Origin of the sequence: Candidatus Leptofilum sp. (assembly GCF_965223525.1) — a bacterium.
In the GTDB taxonomy this organism is placed as follows: Bacteria; Chloroflexota; Anaerolineae; order Promineifilales; family Promineifilaceae; genus Leptofilum.
In genome coordinates this window covers 917,457-933,999 of sequence record NZ_CBDCWX010000004.1, presented here as the reverse complement: position 1 = coordinate 933,999, position 16,543 = coordinate 917,457, and the positions used below count along the sequence as shown (strand labels likewise).

Below are 16,543 nucleotides of genomic sequence, written 5' to 3'. Positions count from 1 at the left end.
GAGTTATGCTTTCAAACTTTTTTGACCGGATTACGCGCCTCTCTTTGCGCTTCCGCTGGATTACGATCGCGCTAACGGCCGTTATTCTCGGTTTAGGCATCTACGCATCTACGCAGCTCAACCTGGAGTTGCTGCCTCGCGTAGAATTTCCGCAAACATTCATCATTGTGCAGTGGGGAGACAGTGAATCTTCCACCGAAGTGCTAAACGAAGTCACCATTCCTCTGGAAGACCAGCTAGCGGAAGTGGAGGGCGTTCTCAATGTTGAATCTACCACCAACAATGGCTTCGCGGTGGTGATTGTTCAGTACGATTTCGGGCTGGATCAGGAACGATTGTCGGCAGATATTGAAGCGGCCGTCACCAACGCCAATCTCCCCGAAACGGCCGAACCCGACATCTTCGACTTTAGCCTGAGCGACCTGCCTGTTGTGGTCGCCAGCGTTTCCTCAGCAGACCTCACGCTTCCAGAGCTGAAAACGCTAGTAGAAAGTGACCTGCAACCGTCGCTAACTGAGGTGAGTGACGTAAGCGAAGTGCAAATTGGCGGTGGCCAGGAGCTACCCGAAGAAGTGGTGGTGGAAGCTGAAGAAGAGACCGAGCCAGAAGAGGATGAAGATCCAGGCCGCTTGCCGATTACGGTCGTGCAAGGGGCACGACTGCTGGACGTAGAAATTGAGTACGCACAAGAGATTACGGTTGATCTGCTCCGCAGCCTAACTAGCTACGAAAATGCGGAAGAGCAGGTGCTGCTGGTGCTAAATCTGCTGCCAGAAGATTTGCTTGTTTACATCCAGCCAGAAGCACTTTCTTATTTGCCTCAGGAATATATTGAAGAGCTCGATGACGCGCTTGTTGCCGAGCTGGACACGCTAGCGGCCGAATTTGGCGGTGTGGGCCAGTACACCGTAGATGAAGCTGTCGCTGCACTGTCTGAAGGCACTGAAGAAGTAGCCGAGGCTGAACCAACCCCAGAGCCAACGGCCGTTCCAGAACCAGAACCAGCAGCAGACCCAGAACCCGTGGCCGAGTTGCCGACTGTGAAACCCGTGCCATTGCCAGAAACGTGGATTGAAGGAGCGGCACTGGCAGGCCAAGTCATCACCGATACCAGCGACATCTCCCCCGAATTTATGGCAGGAATTGCTGCCATCTCTTCAGAGGTGTTTGCCGAGCTAATGCCGGAAATGTGGCGGGCGATTGATCCCGAAGCAGTGGCAGTTGTGCTGCCTGACCTGGCCGAAACGCTAGAGCCAATGCTGGCAAATCAGCTCATCGCCATCCAAAACGCGGCCAATGGCCAAGCGCCAGAGCCAGTGGCCCTGCCAGAAAGCTGGGTAGCTGCTGCGGCCGCCAACGGCCAAGAACTCGCCACCACCGCCGACCTCAACGCGCCAGCCCTGGGGCTCATTGCCTCGGCTGCGCCGGAACTGCTGGCAGACCTGACGCCGGAAGTGGTGCTGGCCTTGCCGCCAGAGCTGCAAGCCGCGCTGCCAGCCGAGTTTGTAGAAACCCTGGATGAAGGCACGGCACAAACGCTCACCAACATTGCCATTTACGCAGCACGATATAAAGCAACGGCCGTTGCCACTGCCGACGTGCCCCAATTTGAACCCGTGCCCCTGCCTGAAACCTGGATTGCAGGTGCAGCCCAGCTTGGCCAAGTCATCACCGACACCAGCGACCTGACCACTGAATCTATGGCTGGCATCCTCAACTTTGCCCCAGAAACATTGGCTGAGCTAACGCCAGAAATGTGGCGGGCTCTGAATCCAGATGTGGCTGCCCTTGCCCTGGAAGCCGTTGGCGACACGCTTGAGCCTGAATTAGTGGCTCAACTAACCGCTATCCAAAATGCGGCCAATGGCATCGAGCCAGAGCCAGTGGCCTTGCCAGAAGCGTGGGTGGCAGCGGCTACTGAGGCGGGCTTCCCCATGGAAACCACAGCGGACATTCCGCCCACTGCGCTGGGACTAATCACAAATTTTGACCCAGAGCTTGCGGCGACCCTAACGCCAGAAATTCTGTTGGCTCTCCCGGCAGAAACGTTGGCAGCCGCGCCAGAAGCGCTGCTCAACCAGCTAGACCCGGCCATACAGCAAACCATCGCCAATATCATCATTGCCGATGCCCAGTTTAAGGCAGCAACGGCCGTTGCCAGCGAAGGTGATGGCGAACCAACTGCCGAGGCTGAGCCGGAACCAGTTGATCCTTCTCGCCTGCCTGATTTGCTCATTCAAATTACGTCCCAATTCGGCTTTCCGCTGGAGAACGTTCAGGACATCACGCCAGAAGTCATGCGGCAGATTGGCGGCTTTGGCGCACAGGCCAATCAAATATTGCAGCTACTCACCCCAGACAATCTGCGGCTGCTGCAACCAGAAGTGATTGCCTTGCTGCCCGTGGAATTCCTGGACACCCTGCCCGAAGATTTACGTGCTGAATTGGATGAGCTGGCGGCTGAATTTGGTGGCGCAGGCCAGCTTGCCATCGCCGAAGCGGAAGAAGCCGCTGCGCTGGCCGAAGGCGCACCTGCTCTCAGCGGCATTTGGCTAGAACCCACGCCTGAAGGGGAGCCACCGCTCTTTGAAAATGCGGCCGACCTGCTGAACAACTCGTTTGCGCCCGGTGCAGCCGCCTTCCTCAACTTCTTCCCCACTGCGCCCGGTGTAGAAAATCCGGCCGAATGGATGGGTGCGCTAACGCCGGAGGTGATTCAATTCCTGGCTGATAATGAAGAAGGTTTTGTGGAAAATCTGTCACCCATCGTCCTGGATCTGTTTGCGCCAGAAACGCTAACCTTCATGCTAGAAACCTACCCGGATGCGTTCGATGCGGAGCTAACGGAGCGGCTGGCTGGCATTGCGCTGGGTGACATCGAAGTGTTCGTGCCTGAAGCGTCAGTGACCCGCACCGACGGCAATCCCAGCGTGCTGGTGAGCATTTATAAAGCCGGTGACGCCAACACGGTGAACGTGGCACATGGCGTGTTTGACGCGATGGACGCCTTCACGACCTCTAATCCAAACACAAGCGTCAATCTGGTATTCGAGCAAGCCACCTTTATCGAAGATTCGATTGCTGGCGTTTCCCGCGAGGGTGCGTTGGGTGGTGTGTTTGCAGTTATTGTTATTTTGATCTTTTTAAGCGGCCGTGTGGGGCGGAAATATCAGGTGAGTTGGCAAGCGACGTTGGTAACGGCCGTTTCCATCCCCCTCTCCATCTTTACCGCCTTTTTGCTCATGAACTGGGTACCACCCACCATTGGTGAGTGGCTGCAGGGTTTGGTGCAATCAACCGGCAATGGGGTGTTGCGCTTTATTTCGCAACTTTTCCCCACAGAAGTAACGCTCAACATCATGACCCTTAGCGGGCTCACTGTGGCCATTGGCCGCGTGGTAGATGACTCGATTGTGGTGCTAGAAAACTCATATCGCTACATTCAGCGTGGGGATGATCCGAAAGCGGCCGTTATTCAAGGTACGCGTGAAGTAGCCATCGCAATCTTCTCGGCCACGGTCACCACCATGGCCGTCTTCCTGCCACTGGGTCTCATCGGCGGCATCGTCGGCTCCTTCTTCTTACCATTTGGTCTGACGGTAGCTTACGCACTTGCAGCCAGCTACATTGTCTCCATCACTGTCGTCCCGGCGCTGACCTACCTACTCATCCGCAAGGAAAACATTCCAGAGGAGCGCGAGACGACGATGCAACGTTGGTACACGCCAGCATTGGAGTGGGCACTGCAGCACCGTTTTGTCACGATGCTGATTGCCACGCTCATCTTTGTTGGGAGTTTGTTCCTGCTAACGCAGCTACCGCAGAGCTTTATCCCCGGCTTTGGTGAACCAACCATCAACGTGTCCGTTTCATTGCCACCCGGCACGGGCATGGTGGAAACAAATGAATTAGTGGAAGAGGTGGAAACGGCCGTGCGTCAGTTTGAAGATGTAGAAACGATCCAAACTGAAATTGGCAGCGGCGGCGGCTTTGAGGCCTTGTTTGGCAGCGGCATCAGCCAAAATCGAGCGAACCTCACCCTGAGCGTCAGCGAGGAGATAGTGCAAGACCTCGATGCCCTGAATGACCTGACGAATGAAGTGCGCCAGGAAGCAATTGCCATTTTGGGCGAAGACGCGGTGACAATCTCCGCGGCCTCGCAAACTGGCTTTAGCGGCTTTGCTATCATCATCACCGGGGAATCTCAGGAAGAGCTGGAAGTCCTGGTGGAGGATGTGAAAGCGGCCATTGGCTCTGTGGATGTGGATGCCGACGGCGTGCCGGATATTGCCAATGTCTCTAGCAATGTAGATGGCGTAGAGGAAGGCGATGCTTCTAACGAGGCCATTCTGCGGATAGACGGCCGTTCTGCCATTAGCTTTAGCGGTGAACTGGAAACCCAAAACACGCTGGGCGTCACCGAGGCTGCCAAGCAAGCCATCAATGAGCTGGGCAGTTTACCCGCCGGTGTAGAAGTAACCGAAGGGTTCGACTCACAACAGCAAGTTGAAGGCTTCCAATCCATGGTGACAGCCATTGGCTACTCAATTGTGATTGTGTATCTCATCATGGCCCTCACCTTCCGCAGCCTGATCCATCCCTTTACCATTCTGTTTAGCCTGCCGTTTGCTCTGGTAGGGGCAGCCATTGCCCTCTTCATCACCAACAGCGTGCTGGGCATCTCGGCCATGATTGGGCTGATGATGCTAGTGGGAATTGTGGTGACCAATGGTATTGTGCTCATGGAGTTGGTGCAGCAGCTACGCGCCAAAGGTCAAAATGTATACGACGCCCTGGTAGAAGGCGGGCGTACCCGCCTGCGCCCCATCTGGATGACAGCACTCACCGCCATTCTGGCACTAATTCCATTGGCAGCTAGCAATGAGGCAGGTGCCATCATCGCTTCAGAACTAGCCCGTGCGGTGATGGGTGGTCTGCTGGTGAGTACGGCACTGACGTTAATTGTAGTTCCTGTTGTATACAGTTTGTCGGATTGGTACTGGGGGTTCTTGGTAGACTTTGCTGAACCTTTATGGAAACCAATTGCCAACTTGCTCAAGCGATCATAGGCAATCTTCGTCAACCATTTGTAAAGCGCCGCTGTCAATTGGCAGCGGCGCTTTTTGGTAGCAAAGTATTAACACAACTACATCTCATTAGATATAGCCCGAATCGTGGATACGGGAACGGCCGTAACATTTCCATACGTCTTCGTTAAATTTTCGATGGCTATGATTGGGTTCACGCGCTTGCCTCCATTTGGATTAACTGTTTGGGAACAGCAGCTTCCTCAGGCATGAGAACGTCGGTAACGCCGCTTCCTTTTTTGAACATTGTATGCCGATTTAGCACAACGATGATTACGGCCGTCAGGGCGACGAAGAGGCTGTCCCAGGGCTGTGCATCAGGAAAGATGGGGTTCATCATCTGAAAGTGGTACAGGTAAGCGATCAACAGACTGCCTCGGGCGCTATTGAAGAGGGGGGTCAGGATAACGGAGAGAGCGATGACCCCGCCGAAATAAGGCACAGCAGACCAGGCTTCATATTGCAGTCCGCTGATAAAGAAAGCAGGGACGTGCCAAGCTGCCCAAATGATGCCCAGGATCAAACCCGCCCAGAAGGGGGAGAACTTGCGCTGTAGAAGCGGGAGTGCAAGCCCACGCCAGCCGAATTCCTCGTTCGTACCCAGTAAGAATAAGGACATCAACAGTGCTGGAAATACTTCATACCAGGGGGAAAAAGGAAAGGGATCACCGATGGTTCCATTCAGCACGGCACCAAGGTAAACGATGGCAGGAAAGCCCACGAGCAAGTACAACCACCACGCCAGAGGCATCCGCCATAAGGTAAATCGTCGGAAGAAGCTTTTCAGCCCTTGCCGGCCGTAATGTCGCCAGACCAAGAATATGCCAGCGATGCCAGGCGCCCATACCGCAAGAAGAAATACGGGCGTGCTAAATGATACAAAGATCAGCACTGCGGCGAGACTCCAGGTTAGACCAAAAGAAAGGGCTAAGAACATGCCGAGCGTTTTGGTTGTCATTGGTGTTGATTTTCTCATGTTGATATTCATTGTTATTCCTCCAATTAGGGTTATGCTTACTCGCTCTATCGGTAAGCTGCGAGTAACAGTATTGACAACATGGTGAGGAATGTTGGCTTTCACCACATCGGCTTTTTGCCCATTGTCCAACTTGCTCTTTCGGGCATTGCCCATCTGGACTATTGACCCGTTTGCCTTTTTGGACAATGTCTAATCGGGCAATGGCAATCGCCCTTAGAAAGAGTAAAATAATTGCATGATGACTCGCTTACGGACTCGTTTTAGACGGCTGCGCTGGAAATTAACTTGGAGCTACACTTGGGTAGCGGCCTTGACCTTTCTGATCATAGAAACGGTGCTGCTTTTTTTGCTGCTATTTGTGATTGGATTCAATCCCCTGCAAGGAGACATCGCGTTCTATAATGAAATCGTTGCCCCAGTTTTGGCTGACGATATACGGCCGATTACCCAAGCCCATATACGCAACCAACCCGTAGATACGGCCGCTCTGCAAGCTGATTTGGAGCAAATTTTAGGCATTGAGCCGTTGACAACCTCCCGTTCTCCGTATGAAATTGAGCAGTTTGCCTCTGTTTTTGTGCTGGATGTCCAACAGAACCTGTTGGCTTCTACACCCCAATACACGGCAGTGCCGCCAGACGGCCGTTTCTTTGATCCCACCCTCCTTACTGGTGACGACAGCCTTGTGCCCCTTGTTGCAGCCGCTTATGATGGAGACACTAGCATTGACCAGCCCTACACGCAAGAAACACCTGATGGACTTTATCTTGTCTTCGCTGAACCACTGGCAGATGAGGCTGGGCGCTTACTCGGTGTTGAGATTGCCATCATTCGCACGCCGACACCAGCGACCGTACTGCTGCTGGCGTTGAGCGTGGTCATTGGTGGCCTAACTATCTTTTCTTTGGCAGCGGCGATGATTGGCACGCTGTTTGGCTGGCGCACGGCGCGGAAGTTCAGCGGGCGGCTGGCGCATCTGTCACAAACAACGAACGCTTGGGGACAAGGCAATTTCGTCCAGCAAATCGAGGACGATGAGGCGGATGAGATCGGTGAATTGGGACAAAATCTAAATCGTGTGGCCGCCGAATTGCAGGCTTTATTAGCCGACAAACAGCAAATTGCCGTTCTGGAGGAGCGAGATCGCATGGCGCGAGAGTTGCACGATACGCTGGCGCAAGGGGTGGCTGGCTTGGTGCTACAGTTAGAAGCTGTCAAACATCTTCTTAATGAAGGCGAGGTTACTGAAACGCAGCAAATTGTCACAGAAGCCACCATGCAAGCGCGGGATGCGTTACACAAGGCTCGCGCAGCGATTGATGATTTACGGGCTGAAGCGGTGTTTGCGCCGGATTTTGTAACGGCCGTTTCCCAACGAGTCAATAATTTTAGCACCACAAACAATATAACCTGCCAATTGGATGCCCAACTACCCGACTCCCTGCTGCTGCCCCCGGCTCTCCACCTCCATGCGCGGCGTGCTTTGAAGGAGATTTTGACAAATATAGCCCAACACGCCCGAGCCACGACGGCTTCGGCAAGGCTGCGCTTGGTGGATAACTGCTTGCTAATTGAGGTGGCAGATGACGGCGTGGGTTTTGATGTGGCAACGGCCGTTCGCCCCGGACATTATGGCCTTATCGGTCTAAAAGAGCGGGCACAGCTTACTGGCGGTCACTTTGCCGTCGAGAGTTCTACGGAAGAAGGCACAACCATCCGGCTGCACTTACCCTTGGAGAACAACCATGTCTGAGACAATTCGTGTCCTGATAACCGACGATCATTTTATTGTGCGTCAGGGATTGCGGCTGATTTTGAAAACGGCTGCCGATATCGAGCTGGTGGGTGAGGCAACGAACGGAGAAGAAGCTATCCAGTTAACGGCCGCTCACCAACCCCATGTTGTCCTCATGGATTTGCGAATGCCCGTGATGGACGGCTTAACCGCTATCGAACAGCTAGGGCAACTGCACCCCAAAATCGCCGTCATCATCCTCACCACCTACAACGAAGATGAGATGATGTTGCGCGGCTTGCAATTGGGGGCGCGAGGTTATTTGCTAAAGGATACAGAGCGAGAAACGTTGCTCAACACCATTCGGGCAGCCGCGCGAGGTGAATCCCTCTTCAAACCAGATATATTGCAACGTGCCTTGTCCGTGCAAGCCACAGCAACGCCTCCTACTAAACTCACGTCTTCTTCTAGTGCCGATGAACTCACGCCGCGTGAATTGGAGGTGTTGCAAGCAGCTGCTACTGGAGAGCGTAATAAGGAGATTGCCTTCCGGCTAGGTATTTCCGCCCGGACAGTGAAGGCACATCTAACCAGTGTCTACAACAAGCTCGGTGTAGATTCACGGGCGGCAGCCATTGCCATTGCTGCCCAAAGGGGCTGGCTATAATTTTTTCCTCAGTCTCATAGCCACTTTTTGCTACATATTGCCACAAACGGGGGATATACCGTAAGATTATGCACTTATCCTTCTGACAGCTATCAAGCATAAGGCAAATTTGGAGGCGTCTTTGACTGGTGAAATTAGCTTAGTATTGCTTATTTTGGGGGCATCCATTGTGTTGTTTGCCTCTGAAAGAATCCGAGTTGATGTGGTCTCGATGATGGTGCTGCTGGCGCTGCTGCTAACAGGCTTACTCACCACGGAGGAAGCGTTTTCTGGCTTCTCGAATCCGGCAGTCATCACAGTTTGGGCAATCTATATTGTAAGTGCTAGCCTGACCTATACAGGCATTGCTGATGTAATAGGCAGATACCTTGAGCGAATCGCTGGCACCGGGGAAGCACGGCTTATCTTTGTCACAATGGCCTCGGTGGGAATCATGTCTGCCTTTATGAACAATATTGGGGCAACGGCCGTCTTATTGCCAGTAACAATTGGGTTAGGCCGAAAAGCAGGCATCCCCGCCTCTAAATTGCTCATCCCGCTGGCGTTTGGCTCGCTGCTAGGGGGCATTACTACCCTCATTGGTACGCCGCCAAACCTACTGGCCAGCGACGCGCTGCAAGAGGTTGGACTAGACCCATTTCGCCTGTTCGATTTTACAGCGATGGGCCTCATTATCTTTGGCACCAGCCTGGTATACATGACCTTCATCGGTCGCCGTTTGCTGCCCCATTACGAAGAAACGCTACACAAAGACCCGCAAGAGCTTAACCGTGAATACAAGCTCAAGGATTATCTGGCAGAGCTGCATGTGTGGCCAGAATCTCCGCTGATTGGCAAGACAATTATAGAGAGCCGCCTGGGTGAGCAGTATGACTTGACGGTGATGGGCGTGATAAGGGACGGCCGTATGCGTCTGGGTATCTTGCCCAATGCCCACATCCGTGCAGGTGATATGCTGCTGGTAAAGGGAGCCACCGAGAAAATGCTTTCCGCACCGCGCGAACTGGGCGTCACCCTGTCGCCAGAAGGCGAACTTGATGAGCATGATTGGCAAAATGAAGAAGTCTCTGTAGCGGAACTGGTGGTGAGCCAAAAAGCCCCCTTCATTGGCAAAACGCTCAAAGAGGCCAATTTCCGGGCGCGGTATGGGCTATCTGTTTTGGCCATTTGGCGCGAGGAGACATCTATTGCGGGTCGTTTGGATGCCGTTAGCCTGCGTCTGGGCGACACGCTGATGGTTCAAGGCCGCAAAGAGCGCATTGAAGAAGCTGGGAAAGACTTTTCATTTTTGCTGCTGACAGAGCATGAAGAGGAGACAAAAAGAATTAGCAAAGCACCGCTCAACCTGATCATTTTTGTGTCGATGATTACGATGGTGGGCTTGGGATGGCTGCATATTTCGGTAGCGGCCGTTTTGGGCGCAATCTTGTCTGTTGTTACAGGCTGCCTGACGATGGATGAAGCATACAAATCAATCGAGTGGAAATCGGTATACCTGATTGCAGGCATGTTGCCAATGGGCATTGCCATGGAAAAAACGGGCACGGCACTCTTCTTGTCGGAACAGATCATCAGCGTGGTAGGATCGCTAGGGCCGCGAGGTATTATGATTGGACTGTTTGTGCTGACGACGGTGCTAACGGCGTTCATGTCCAATGCGGCAGCGGCCGTTTTGGTTGCACCCATCGCCATTCAGAGTTCAGTCACTTTGGGCATTGACCCACACGCCTTTGTAATGGGCACAGCCATCGCAGCCTCAAACTCATTTGTCACCCCAATTGGGCACCAAGCGTGCGTACTGGTATACGGCCCTGGCGGCTATCGCTTTTTCGACTTTGCCAAAGTTGGTTTACCATTAACGTTTATCATTTGGATTTTAATGGTCATATTCTTGCCAATCTTCTTTCCCTTTTAGTTAGGAGCAAACGCGCAAAATAAAGTAAAATCTGCCCCATGAACTACCAAGCTTCCTTCCGATGTTTCCAGGGTTGCCCCGGCAGCTATTCCATTTACGATGTTGTCTACACCTGCCCCACCTGCGGCAGTTTGCTAGAAGTTCACCACGAGCTAGAACCGCTACGCCAACGCAGTGCCAAGCAGTGGCAAACCCTGCTAGACAAGCGAGCTGGCAGTACCCACTGGCCCTACGGCAGCGGCGTCTGGGCCATGAAAGAGTGGGTCATCCCCGACCTGGCCGATGACAATGTGGTCAGCATGTTTGAGGGTAACTCCAATTTATTTTGGGCAGAACGTTTAGGGAAGCAAATTGGCCTGTCTGACCTGTGGATTAAGCTCTGCGGCAACAGCCACACCGGCAGCTTTAAAGATTTGGGCATGACCGTCCTCGTCAGCGTCGTCAAGCAGATGATGACGATGCCAGATAGTCCGGTAACGGCCGTTGCTTGCGCCAGCACGGGGGACACCAGTGCAGCTTTGGCCGCTTACGCCGCTGCCGCAGGCATCCCGGCAATTGTCTTTTTGCCACAAAACAAGGTGAGCGCCGCCCAGCTCATCCAGCCCATCGCCAATGGCGCACACGTCCTGGCACTAGACACCGACTTCGATGGCTGTATGCAGATCGTCAAGGAATTAACGAAAGACAACAGTATCTATTTGGCCAACTCGATGAACAGCTTACGCATTGAGGGGCAGAAGACAGTGGGAATCGAAATTGTGCGTCAGTTTGATTGGGAAGTGCCGGATTGGATCATCCTGCCGGTGGGCAATCTGGGCAACATCAGTGCTACCTATAAGGGGCTCAAGCTACTGCTCGACTTGGGAATCATTAGCAAAATGCCCCGCTTGGTGGCAGCACAAGCTGCCAAAGCAAATCCGTTCTACCAAAGCTACCTCAACGGCTTTGAGGCAAAAGTCTCTCTGGCCGCTCAGGACACGCAAGCGTCGGCTATTCGCATTGGCGACCCGGTGAGCTACGAAAAGGCGGTGCAGGCCATTCAGGCAACCAACGGCATCGTGGAACAAGCCTCGGAGCATGAGTTAGCAAATGCGGCCGCTTTGGCTGATCAAACTGGGATGTATACTTGTCCGCATACGGCCGTTGCCCTCGCCACCCTCTTCAAATTAGTCAACAAAGGCATCATCCACAAAGATGACCGCACTGTCGCCATCAGCACCGCCCACGGCCTCAAATTTACTCAGTTCAAAGTGCAGTATCACGAAGGCACCCTGCCCGAAGCCGAAAGCCAATACGCCAACCCGCCCGTGAACCTGCCTGCGGATGTAGAATTGGTAAAAGACACCATCGCCCGCCGTTTAGCCATCGCCCGCTGGTAAACGGGCTGGCTACTTATGGAAGCCCCGATGGGGCTTTGCCCAACTAGCCGGGGGATTCATTCCCCGGCGAGCCCCAACCGGAGAAATCTTCATGACCAAACCATTCGAAATCGGACTCTACTCCTTTGCTGAACTCACCCCCGACCCCCAAACTGGCGAATTGATCACCCCTGCCCAGCGGCTGGATAAGCTAATAGAAACCATCGAGCTAGCCGACCAGGTAGGGCTAGACGTCTTTGGCCTGGGCGAACATCACCGCCCTGACTTTGTCTCTTCGGCTCCAGCAGTGATTTTGGCAGCCGCCGCTGCCCGCACCAAACGCATACGCCTCAGCAGCGCCGTTTCTGTGCTGAGTTCCGACGACCCGGTGCGCGTTTTTCAACGGTTTACCACGCTGGATTTGCTTTCGAACGGCCGTGCCGAAATCATGGCAGGGCGCGGCTCGTTCATCGAATCATTCCCGCTCTTTGGCTACGACTTGCGTGACTACCACACGCTTTTTGCCGAGAAGTTGGAGCTGCTGCTAGAAATTCGGGAAAATGTCGAAGTACATTGGTCTGGCAAGCACCGCGCCCCGTTGACGGGACAAGGCGTTTACCCACGCCCCGTGCAAAACCCGCTACCAATCTGGGTTGCTGTCGGTGGCACGCCACAATCTGTAGTGCGAACGGCCACGCTGGGCTTGCCGCTGGCGCTAGCCATTATTGGTGGCCTGCCAGAGCAGTTTGTGCCGATGGTAGATTTGTACAACCGTGCCGTGGCGCAGGCCGGGCATAGTCGCACAGAACTCAGTCTCAGCATCAACTCCCACGGTTTCATTGCCGACGATGCCCAGGAAGCCCACGATACTGCCTACCCGCCCTTTGCCCAAGTGATGAACAAAATCGGCCGTGAGCGCGGCTGGCCACCCATGAACCGCCAGCAATTCGATGCTTCTTGCACCTTACGCGGCGCAAATTTTGTGGGCAATCCAGATGAAATAATTGAGAAGATTTTGTTCCAGCACGAGATGTTCAATCACAACCGCTTTTTGCTGCAAATGAGCGTCGGCACCCTGCCCCACAACAAGATGATGCACGCCATTGAATTATTAGGCACCAAAGTTGCGCCCGTGGTTCGTAAAGAAATCGGCCGTCGCCGACCCACGTAGGGGCTAGGCAGGTGGCCTCAATCTAAGAAAAAATGGCGAGACATTCTCTCCACCTGCCTCGCCCATTGACTCCAAAAAATTTTCGGAGCGAAATCATTCCTTCAAATAAGGCTGCCCCAACGCCTCCGGCCTGGCTGCCCCCCACCGGGTTCTAAATCGCTTGGTAGACATGAAAAGCAGCACAATTACCGTAATGCCGAATGGAATCATCCGCCAAACGTAGCGCGACAAAACACCCGGCAGCACCAATTCTGGGCTGAGTGAAAGCTGCCACATCGTGCCAAATAGCAAAGAGCCAGCCAGCAAAAACAGCGAATTCCACATGGAGAAAAAAACAAGCGCCAGGGCGATGAAGCCCCATCCCAGCAAAAAGTTGTAGCTCCACACAGGATTATAATCGAGTGCGTAAACGGCCCCGGCAAAGCCCATCAGCATCCCTCCAACCGTGACGCACAGGTAGCGGGTTTTGCTGACGCTAATTCCCGAAACCTCCGCAACGGCCGGATTTTCACCCACCGAGCGAATTCTTAACCCCAAACTCGTTCGTGTCAAAACAAAATAGATGATGGCTGCCAAAATAATCCCAACGTAGAAAAAGGGAGACAATCCAAAAATGGTGGGAATCCGCTCCATGCCTAAAGGCCCAGTGAATGGAGAACCCAAATAGGTGGTGAGGCCAAAGCCAAGAATCCAGATGCCCATGCCGCTGACAACTTGGTCGCCACCTAGCGAAATTGAAAAGACGCCGTGCAGAAAACCCAGCAAGCCCCCAATGGCAATGCCCACCACAAAGCCCAGCATATAGCTACCCGTCATTTGCGCGGTAATGAAGCCCAGCGTGGCACCAAACAGCATCACACCCTCAACACCCACGTTAAGAATGCCGGAACGTTGACCAAAAAGCTCGCCCAAGCCAGCAATTAAGAAGATTGTTGACGCATCAAGACTTCGTACCCAAAACTCCCACATCGGCTTTCTCCATGTTTATATTAACCACCACAATTTTGTAGCGGTAGAAAAATTGGAAGGCGACCAGGGTGATCATCAGCACGCCCAGCAGCGCATAATCCACGCCAAAGCTCATACCTAATGCGCCTTGTACAAAACGGCCGCCTACCGACAACCCGCCAAACAAAAACGCCACCGGCACAGCACCTAGCGGGTTTCCTTGCGAAATGAGACCACAAATGATGCCGTAGAAGGCCATATCCCCAAAAAAGGCGTAGTTACGGGCAATTTTGTACACGCCAGGCACCGCGCCAAAGTAATGGTACCCGGCCAAGCCAGCCAAAATGCCGCCTAAAACAAACACCAAAATTGGCACCCGAAAGCGACTAATGCCGGCATAAGCGGCCGCATTTGGGTTTTGCCCATACGCTCTAATTTCAAAACCGAGCCGCATTCGTGAAAATAGGTAATGCAAAAAAATGCCTGCAATCAAAGCAAAAAAGATAGTAATGGGTACATCAAGCAGTAGGGGCATGTGCAGCGCATCTGGCAACTCAAAACTTTCCCCGCGCCCCCCAGCGTTCATAAAAATGCCGCCATCCTTGATCATAAAAGAGACAAACCAGAAGGCCATAAAATTGAGCATCATTGTGACGACAATTTCGTTAGTGTTGTATTTGCCTTTGAGGTAGCCAGCAATTGCCCCAACGAATGCACCGCCAACGGCCGCTCCCAGCACAGCTAGCGGCAACAAAATAATGGCAGGCGGATGCGGCGTGTTAAACTGATTAACGCCAAAAGCATAGAACACCCCATATGCCGCCAATGCACCAACATACAGTTGCCCCGTCATGCCAATGTTCCAAAGCCCTGCCCGGAAGGGGATAATGAAGGCGTAGGTGCAAAGCAGCAGAAAAACAAAGCGATTCAGCGTGAGCGGCAGGCCGAACTGATTAAAAAAAGCGTAAGAAAAAATCCGCTGATAAGCATCTATTGGGTTTAAACCGGCCAAAATGAAGATAAAGCCGAACAAAACCAGCGCTGCAACTATCGCCATCACCGCATTCAACATGGCCTGCCACGGCCGTAACACTCTGCGTTTTTTAAGCTCCAGCCGATAGTTTCCAACTTTCATGCCGCCCCTCCCGCCAGCTCAATACCAGCCATCATAGCACCAACATCTTCACGCTTTGCTTCTTCTGCCGGAATAATGCCCATAAAGCGACCCTCGTAAATGGGCGCAATCCAGTCGCTTAACGAGAAAATCTCATCCAAATCTTCTGAAATAAGCAGAACGGCCGCTTTCTTAAACTTAGCCTCATTCAACTTATTCCGTACAAACTCAATGGCACCAATATCCAGCCCCTGCGTTGGCAACTCAGCAATCACCAACCGAGGATTGCGCGAAAGCACCCGCGCCAAAATGAGCTTCTGCAAGTTCCCCCCAGATAAATTTTTTGCCTTCACGTCTGCATTTGGCGTTTTAACAGCATATTCAGCAATGATCTCTTCCGTAAGCTGCCGAATTCTATGGTAATCCAAACTTCCTCGATGCAGGAACGATTCATCAAAGTAATAATTCATCGTCGTATTTTCAACCAATGAAAAATCACCAATTGACCCCAAGTAGTTCCGATCTGCCGGAATGTACCCCATGCCTAGCTTCCACCTAGCATAGCTGGAAGCTGTGGTGATGTCATTGCCGTCCAGCACAATTTTCCCGGCTTCAACGGGGCGCATACCCGCCAGGCACTCCACTAGCTCTCGCTGACCATTGCCAGAAACCCCCGCAACCCCAAAGATCTCCCCTTCCCGAATGGAAAACGAAATATCATCTAAGGCGCGAACCCCTTTGTCGCTCATAGCAGAAAGATTTTTTGCTTCAAGGATAGTTGCGCCTCTTTCTGCCTTCTGTCGTTTAACGTTAAAAATAACTTCACGACCAACCAGTTCGGTTGCCAAACTTTTTTCTGTCGCCTTTTCCGTCTCAATGGAAGATACAACCTTCCCGCGGCGCAAAACGGTAATGCGGTGGCTAATGCGAAGCACAATGGGCAACTTATGCGTAATGAATGGAACAATGGCAACATTATCCCTCGCCATTGCTTCAATAGAAGTTAGCAATTTTTCGATTTCGATGGGGGTTAAAGCGGCTGTCGGCTCATCCATGATGAGCAACTCTGCCCCACGATAAAGTGCCTTCAAAATCTCGACGACCTGCTTCTCACCCTCAGAAAGCTGCCACACTTTAGCTTTTACATCAATCGAGAAGCCAAACTTGTCACACAAATCGTGAATCTCGCGCTCCGTTCGCCTGTAATTGAGAATCCGCCCAGCCTTTGGATGACCCAATACAATATTTTCCACAACGGTGTGCGCTGGAACCAATTTGCGGTGCTGGTGCACCATACCAATACCCCGCTCAATGGCATCTAGCGGTGAGCTAAAATTCACCTTCTCACCAGCCAGAAAAATCTCACCTTCATCTGGCTGGTACTGGCCAAACAAAACTTTCATCAGGGTGGATTTACCCGCCCCATTTTCGCCCAAAATAGCGTGAATCTCACCCGCTTTGATGGCAAAATCAACATTGTCGTTGGCAACAACGCCAGGGAACCGCTTCGTGATTCCTTTGGCTTCCAAAACAGTTTCACCCGGTTTGATTGTTTGCAGTAGCACAGCA

General features: G+C 52.8%; 10 protein-coding genes. 6 read left to right on the top strand and 4 right to left on the bottom strand.

The window, feature by feature from the left end; all coding sequences use genetic code 11:
- Window positions 1-5: 5 nt before the first annotated feature.
- Entirely contained in the window at window positions 6-5,069 is a 5,064-nt protein-coding gene (locus tag ACOQPM_RS04135) for an efflux RND transporter permease subunit (protein WP_420627963.1), read from the top strand.
- A 172-nt stretch (window positions 5,070-5,241) separates the two neighbouring features.
- Here ACOQPM_RS04135 and ACOQPM_RS04130 read toward each other — a convergent pair whose 3' ends face one another.
- The gene (locus ACOQPM_RS04130) at window positions 5,242-6,075 is read right to left on the bottom strand and encodes a CPBP family intramembrane glutamic endopeptidase (RefSeq protein WP_420627962.1); all 834 of its coding nucleotides are present in this window, start codon (window positions 6,073-6,075) and stop codon (window positions 5,242-5,244) included.
- Between the two features lie 226 nt (window positions 6,076-6,301).
- Here ACOQPM_RS04130 and ACOQPM_RS04125 point away from each other — a divergent pair, with 226 nt between their 5' ends.
- The 5 genes from ACOQPM_RS04125 to ACOQPM_RS04105 all read left to right on the top strand — a co-directional run bounded on the left by ACOQPM_RS04125 (window position 6,302) and on the right by ACOQPM_RS04105 (window position 12,912).
- On the top strand, window positions 6,302-7,819 hold the full coding sequence (locus ACOQPM_RS04125) for a histidine kinase (RefSeq protein WP_420627961.1): 1,518 nt from the start codon (window positions 6,302-6,304) through the stop codon (window positions 7,817-7,819).
- Complete coding sequence (locus ACOQPM_RS04120; RefSeq protein ID WP_420627960.1) at window positions 7,812-8,468, top strand: response regulator transcription factor; 657 nt, start codon at window positions 7,812-7,814, stop codon at window positions 8,466-8,468. Before ACOQPM_RS04125 ends, ACOQPM_RS04120 begins: the two co-directional genes overlap by 8 nt.
- A gap of 121 nt (window positions 8,469-8,589) precedes the next feature.
- On the top strand, window positions 8,590-10,383 hold the full coding sequence (locus ACOQPM_RS04115; RefSeq protein ID WP_420627959.1) for an SLC13 family permease: 1,794 nt from the start codon (window positions 8,590-8,592) through the stop codon (window positions 10,381-10,383).
- Window positions 10,384-10,421: 38 nt separating this feature from the next.
- On the top strand, window positions 10,422-11,762 hold the full coding sequence (thrC, locus tag ACOQPM_RS04110; protein ID WP_420627958.1) for a threonine synthase: 1,341 nt from the start codon (window positions 10,422-10,424) through the stop codon (window positions 11,760-11,762).
- 91 nt (window positions 11,763-11,853) lie between these two features.
- Complete coding sequence (locus ACOQPM_RS04105) at window positions 11,854-12,912, top strand: LLM class flavin-dependent oxidoreductase (RefSeq protein WP_420627957.1); 1,059 nt, start codon at window positions 11,854-11,856, stop codon at window positions 12,910-12,912.
- 93 nt (window positions 12,913-13,005) lie between these two features.
- Here the strand turns inward: ACOQPM_RS04105 and ACOQPM_RS04100 are convergent, their stop codons facing one another.
- From ACOQPM_RS04100 to ACOQPM_RS04090, 3 genes are read right to left on the bottom strand one after another with little or no spacing between them, the layout of a single operon-like run.
- Entirely contained in the window at window positions 13,006-13,881 is an 876-nt protein-coding gene (locus ACOQPM_RS04100) for an ABC transporter permease (RefSeq protein ID WP_420627956.1), read from the bottom strand.
- The gene (locus ACOQPM_RS04095; RefSeq protein ID WP_420627955.1) at window positions 13,853-14,995 is read right to left on the bottom strand and encodes an ABC transporter permease; all 1,143 of its coding nucleotides are present in this window, start codon (window positions 14,993-14,995) and stop codon (window positions 13,853-13,855) included. The genes ACOQPM_RS04100 and ACOQPM_RS04095 overlap by 29 nt, the downstream gene beginning before the upstream one ends.
- The gene (locus tag ACOQPM_RS04090; protein WP_420627954.1) at window positions 14,992-16,539 is read right to left on the bottom strand and encodes an ABC transporter ATP-binding protein; all 1,548 of its coding nucleotides are present in this window, start codon (window positions 16,537-16,539) and stop codon (window positions 14,992-14,994) included. Before ACOQPM_RS04090 ends, ACOQPM_RS04095 begins: the two co-directional genes overlap by 4 nt.
- Window positions 16,540-16,543: the final 4 nt, after the last annotated feature.

Coding starts and splice junctions, on each gene's coding strand:
- ACOQPM_RS04130 (WP_420627962.1), bottom strand. CDS start 6,075: ATGAATATCAACATGAGAAAATCAACACCAATGACAACCAAAACGCTC.
- ACOQPM_RS04125 (WP_420627961.1), top strand. CDS start 6,302: ATGATGACTCGCTTACGGACTCGTTTTAGACGGCTGCGCTGGAAATTA.
- ACOQPM_RS04105 (WP_420627957.1), top strand. CDS start 11,854: ATGACCAAACCATTCGAAATCGGACTCTACTCCTTTGCTGAACTCACC.
- ACOQPM_RS04095 (WP_420627955.1), bottom strand. CDS start 14,995: ATGAAAGTTGGAAACTATCGGCTGGAGCTTAAAAAACGCAGAGTGTTA.
- ACOQPM_RS04120 (WP_420627960.1), top strand. CDS start 7,812: ATGTCTGAGACAATTCGTGTCCTGATAACCGACGATCATTTTATTGTG.
- ACOQPM_RS04135 (WP_420627963.1), top strand. CDS start 6: ATGCTTTCAAACTTTTTTGACCGGATTACGCGCCTCTCTTTGCGCTTC.
- thrC (WP_420627958.1), top strand. CDS start 10,422: ATGAACTACCAAGCTTCCTTCCGATGTTTCCAGGGTTGCCCCGGCAGC.
- ACOQPM_RS04100 (WP_420627956.1), bottom strand. CDS start 13,881: ATGTGGGAGTTTTGGGTACGAAGTCTTGATGCGTCAACAATCTTCTTA.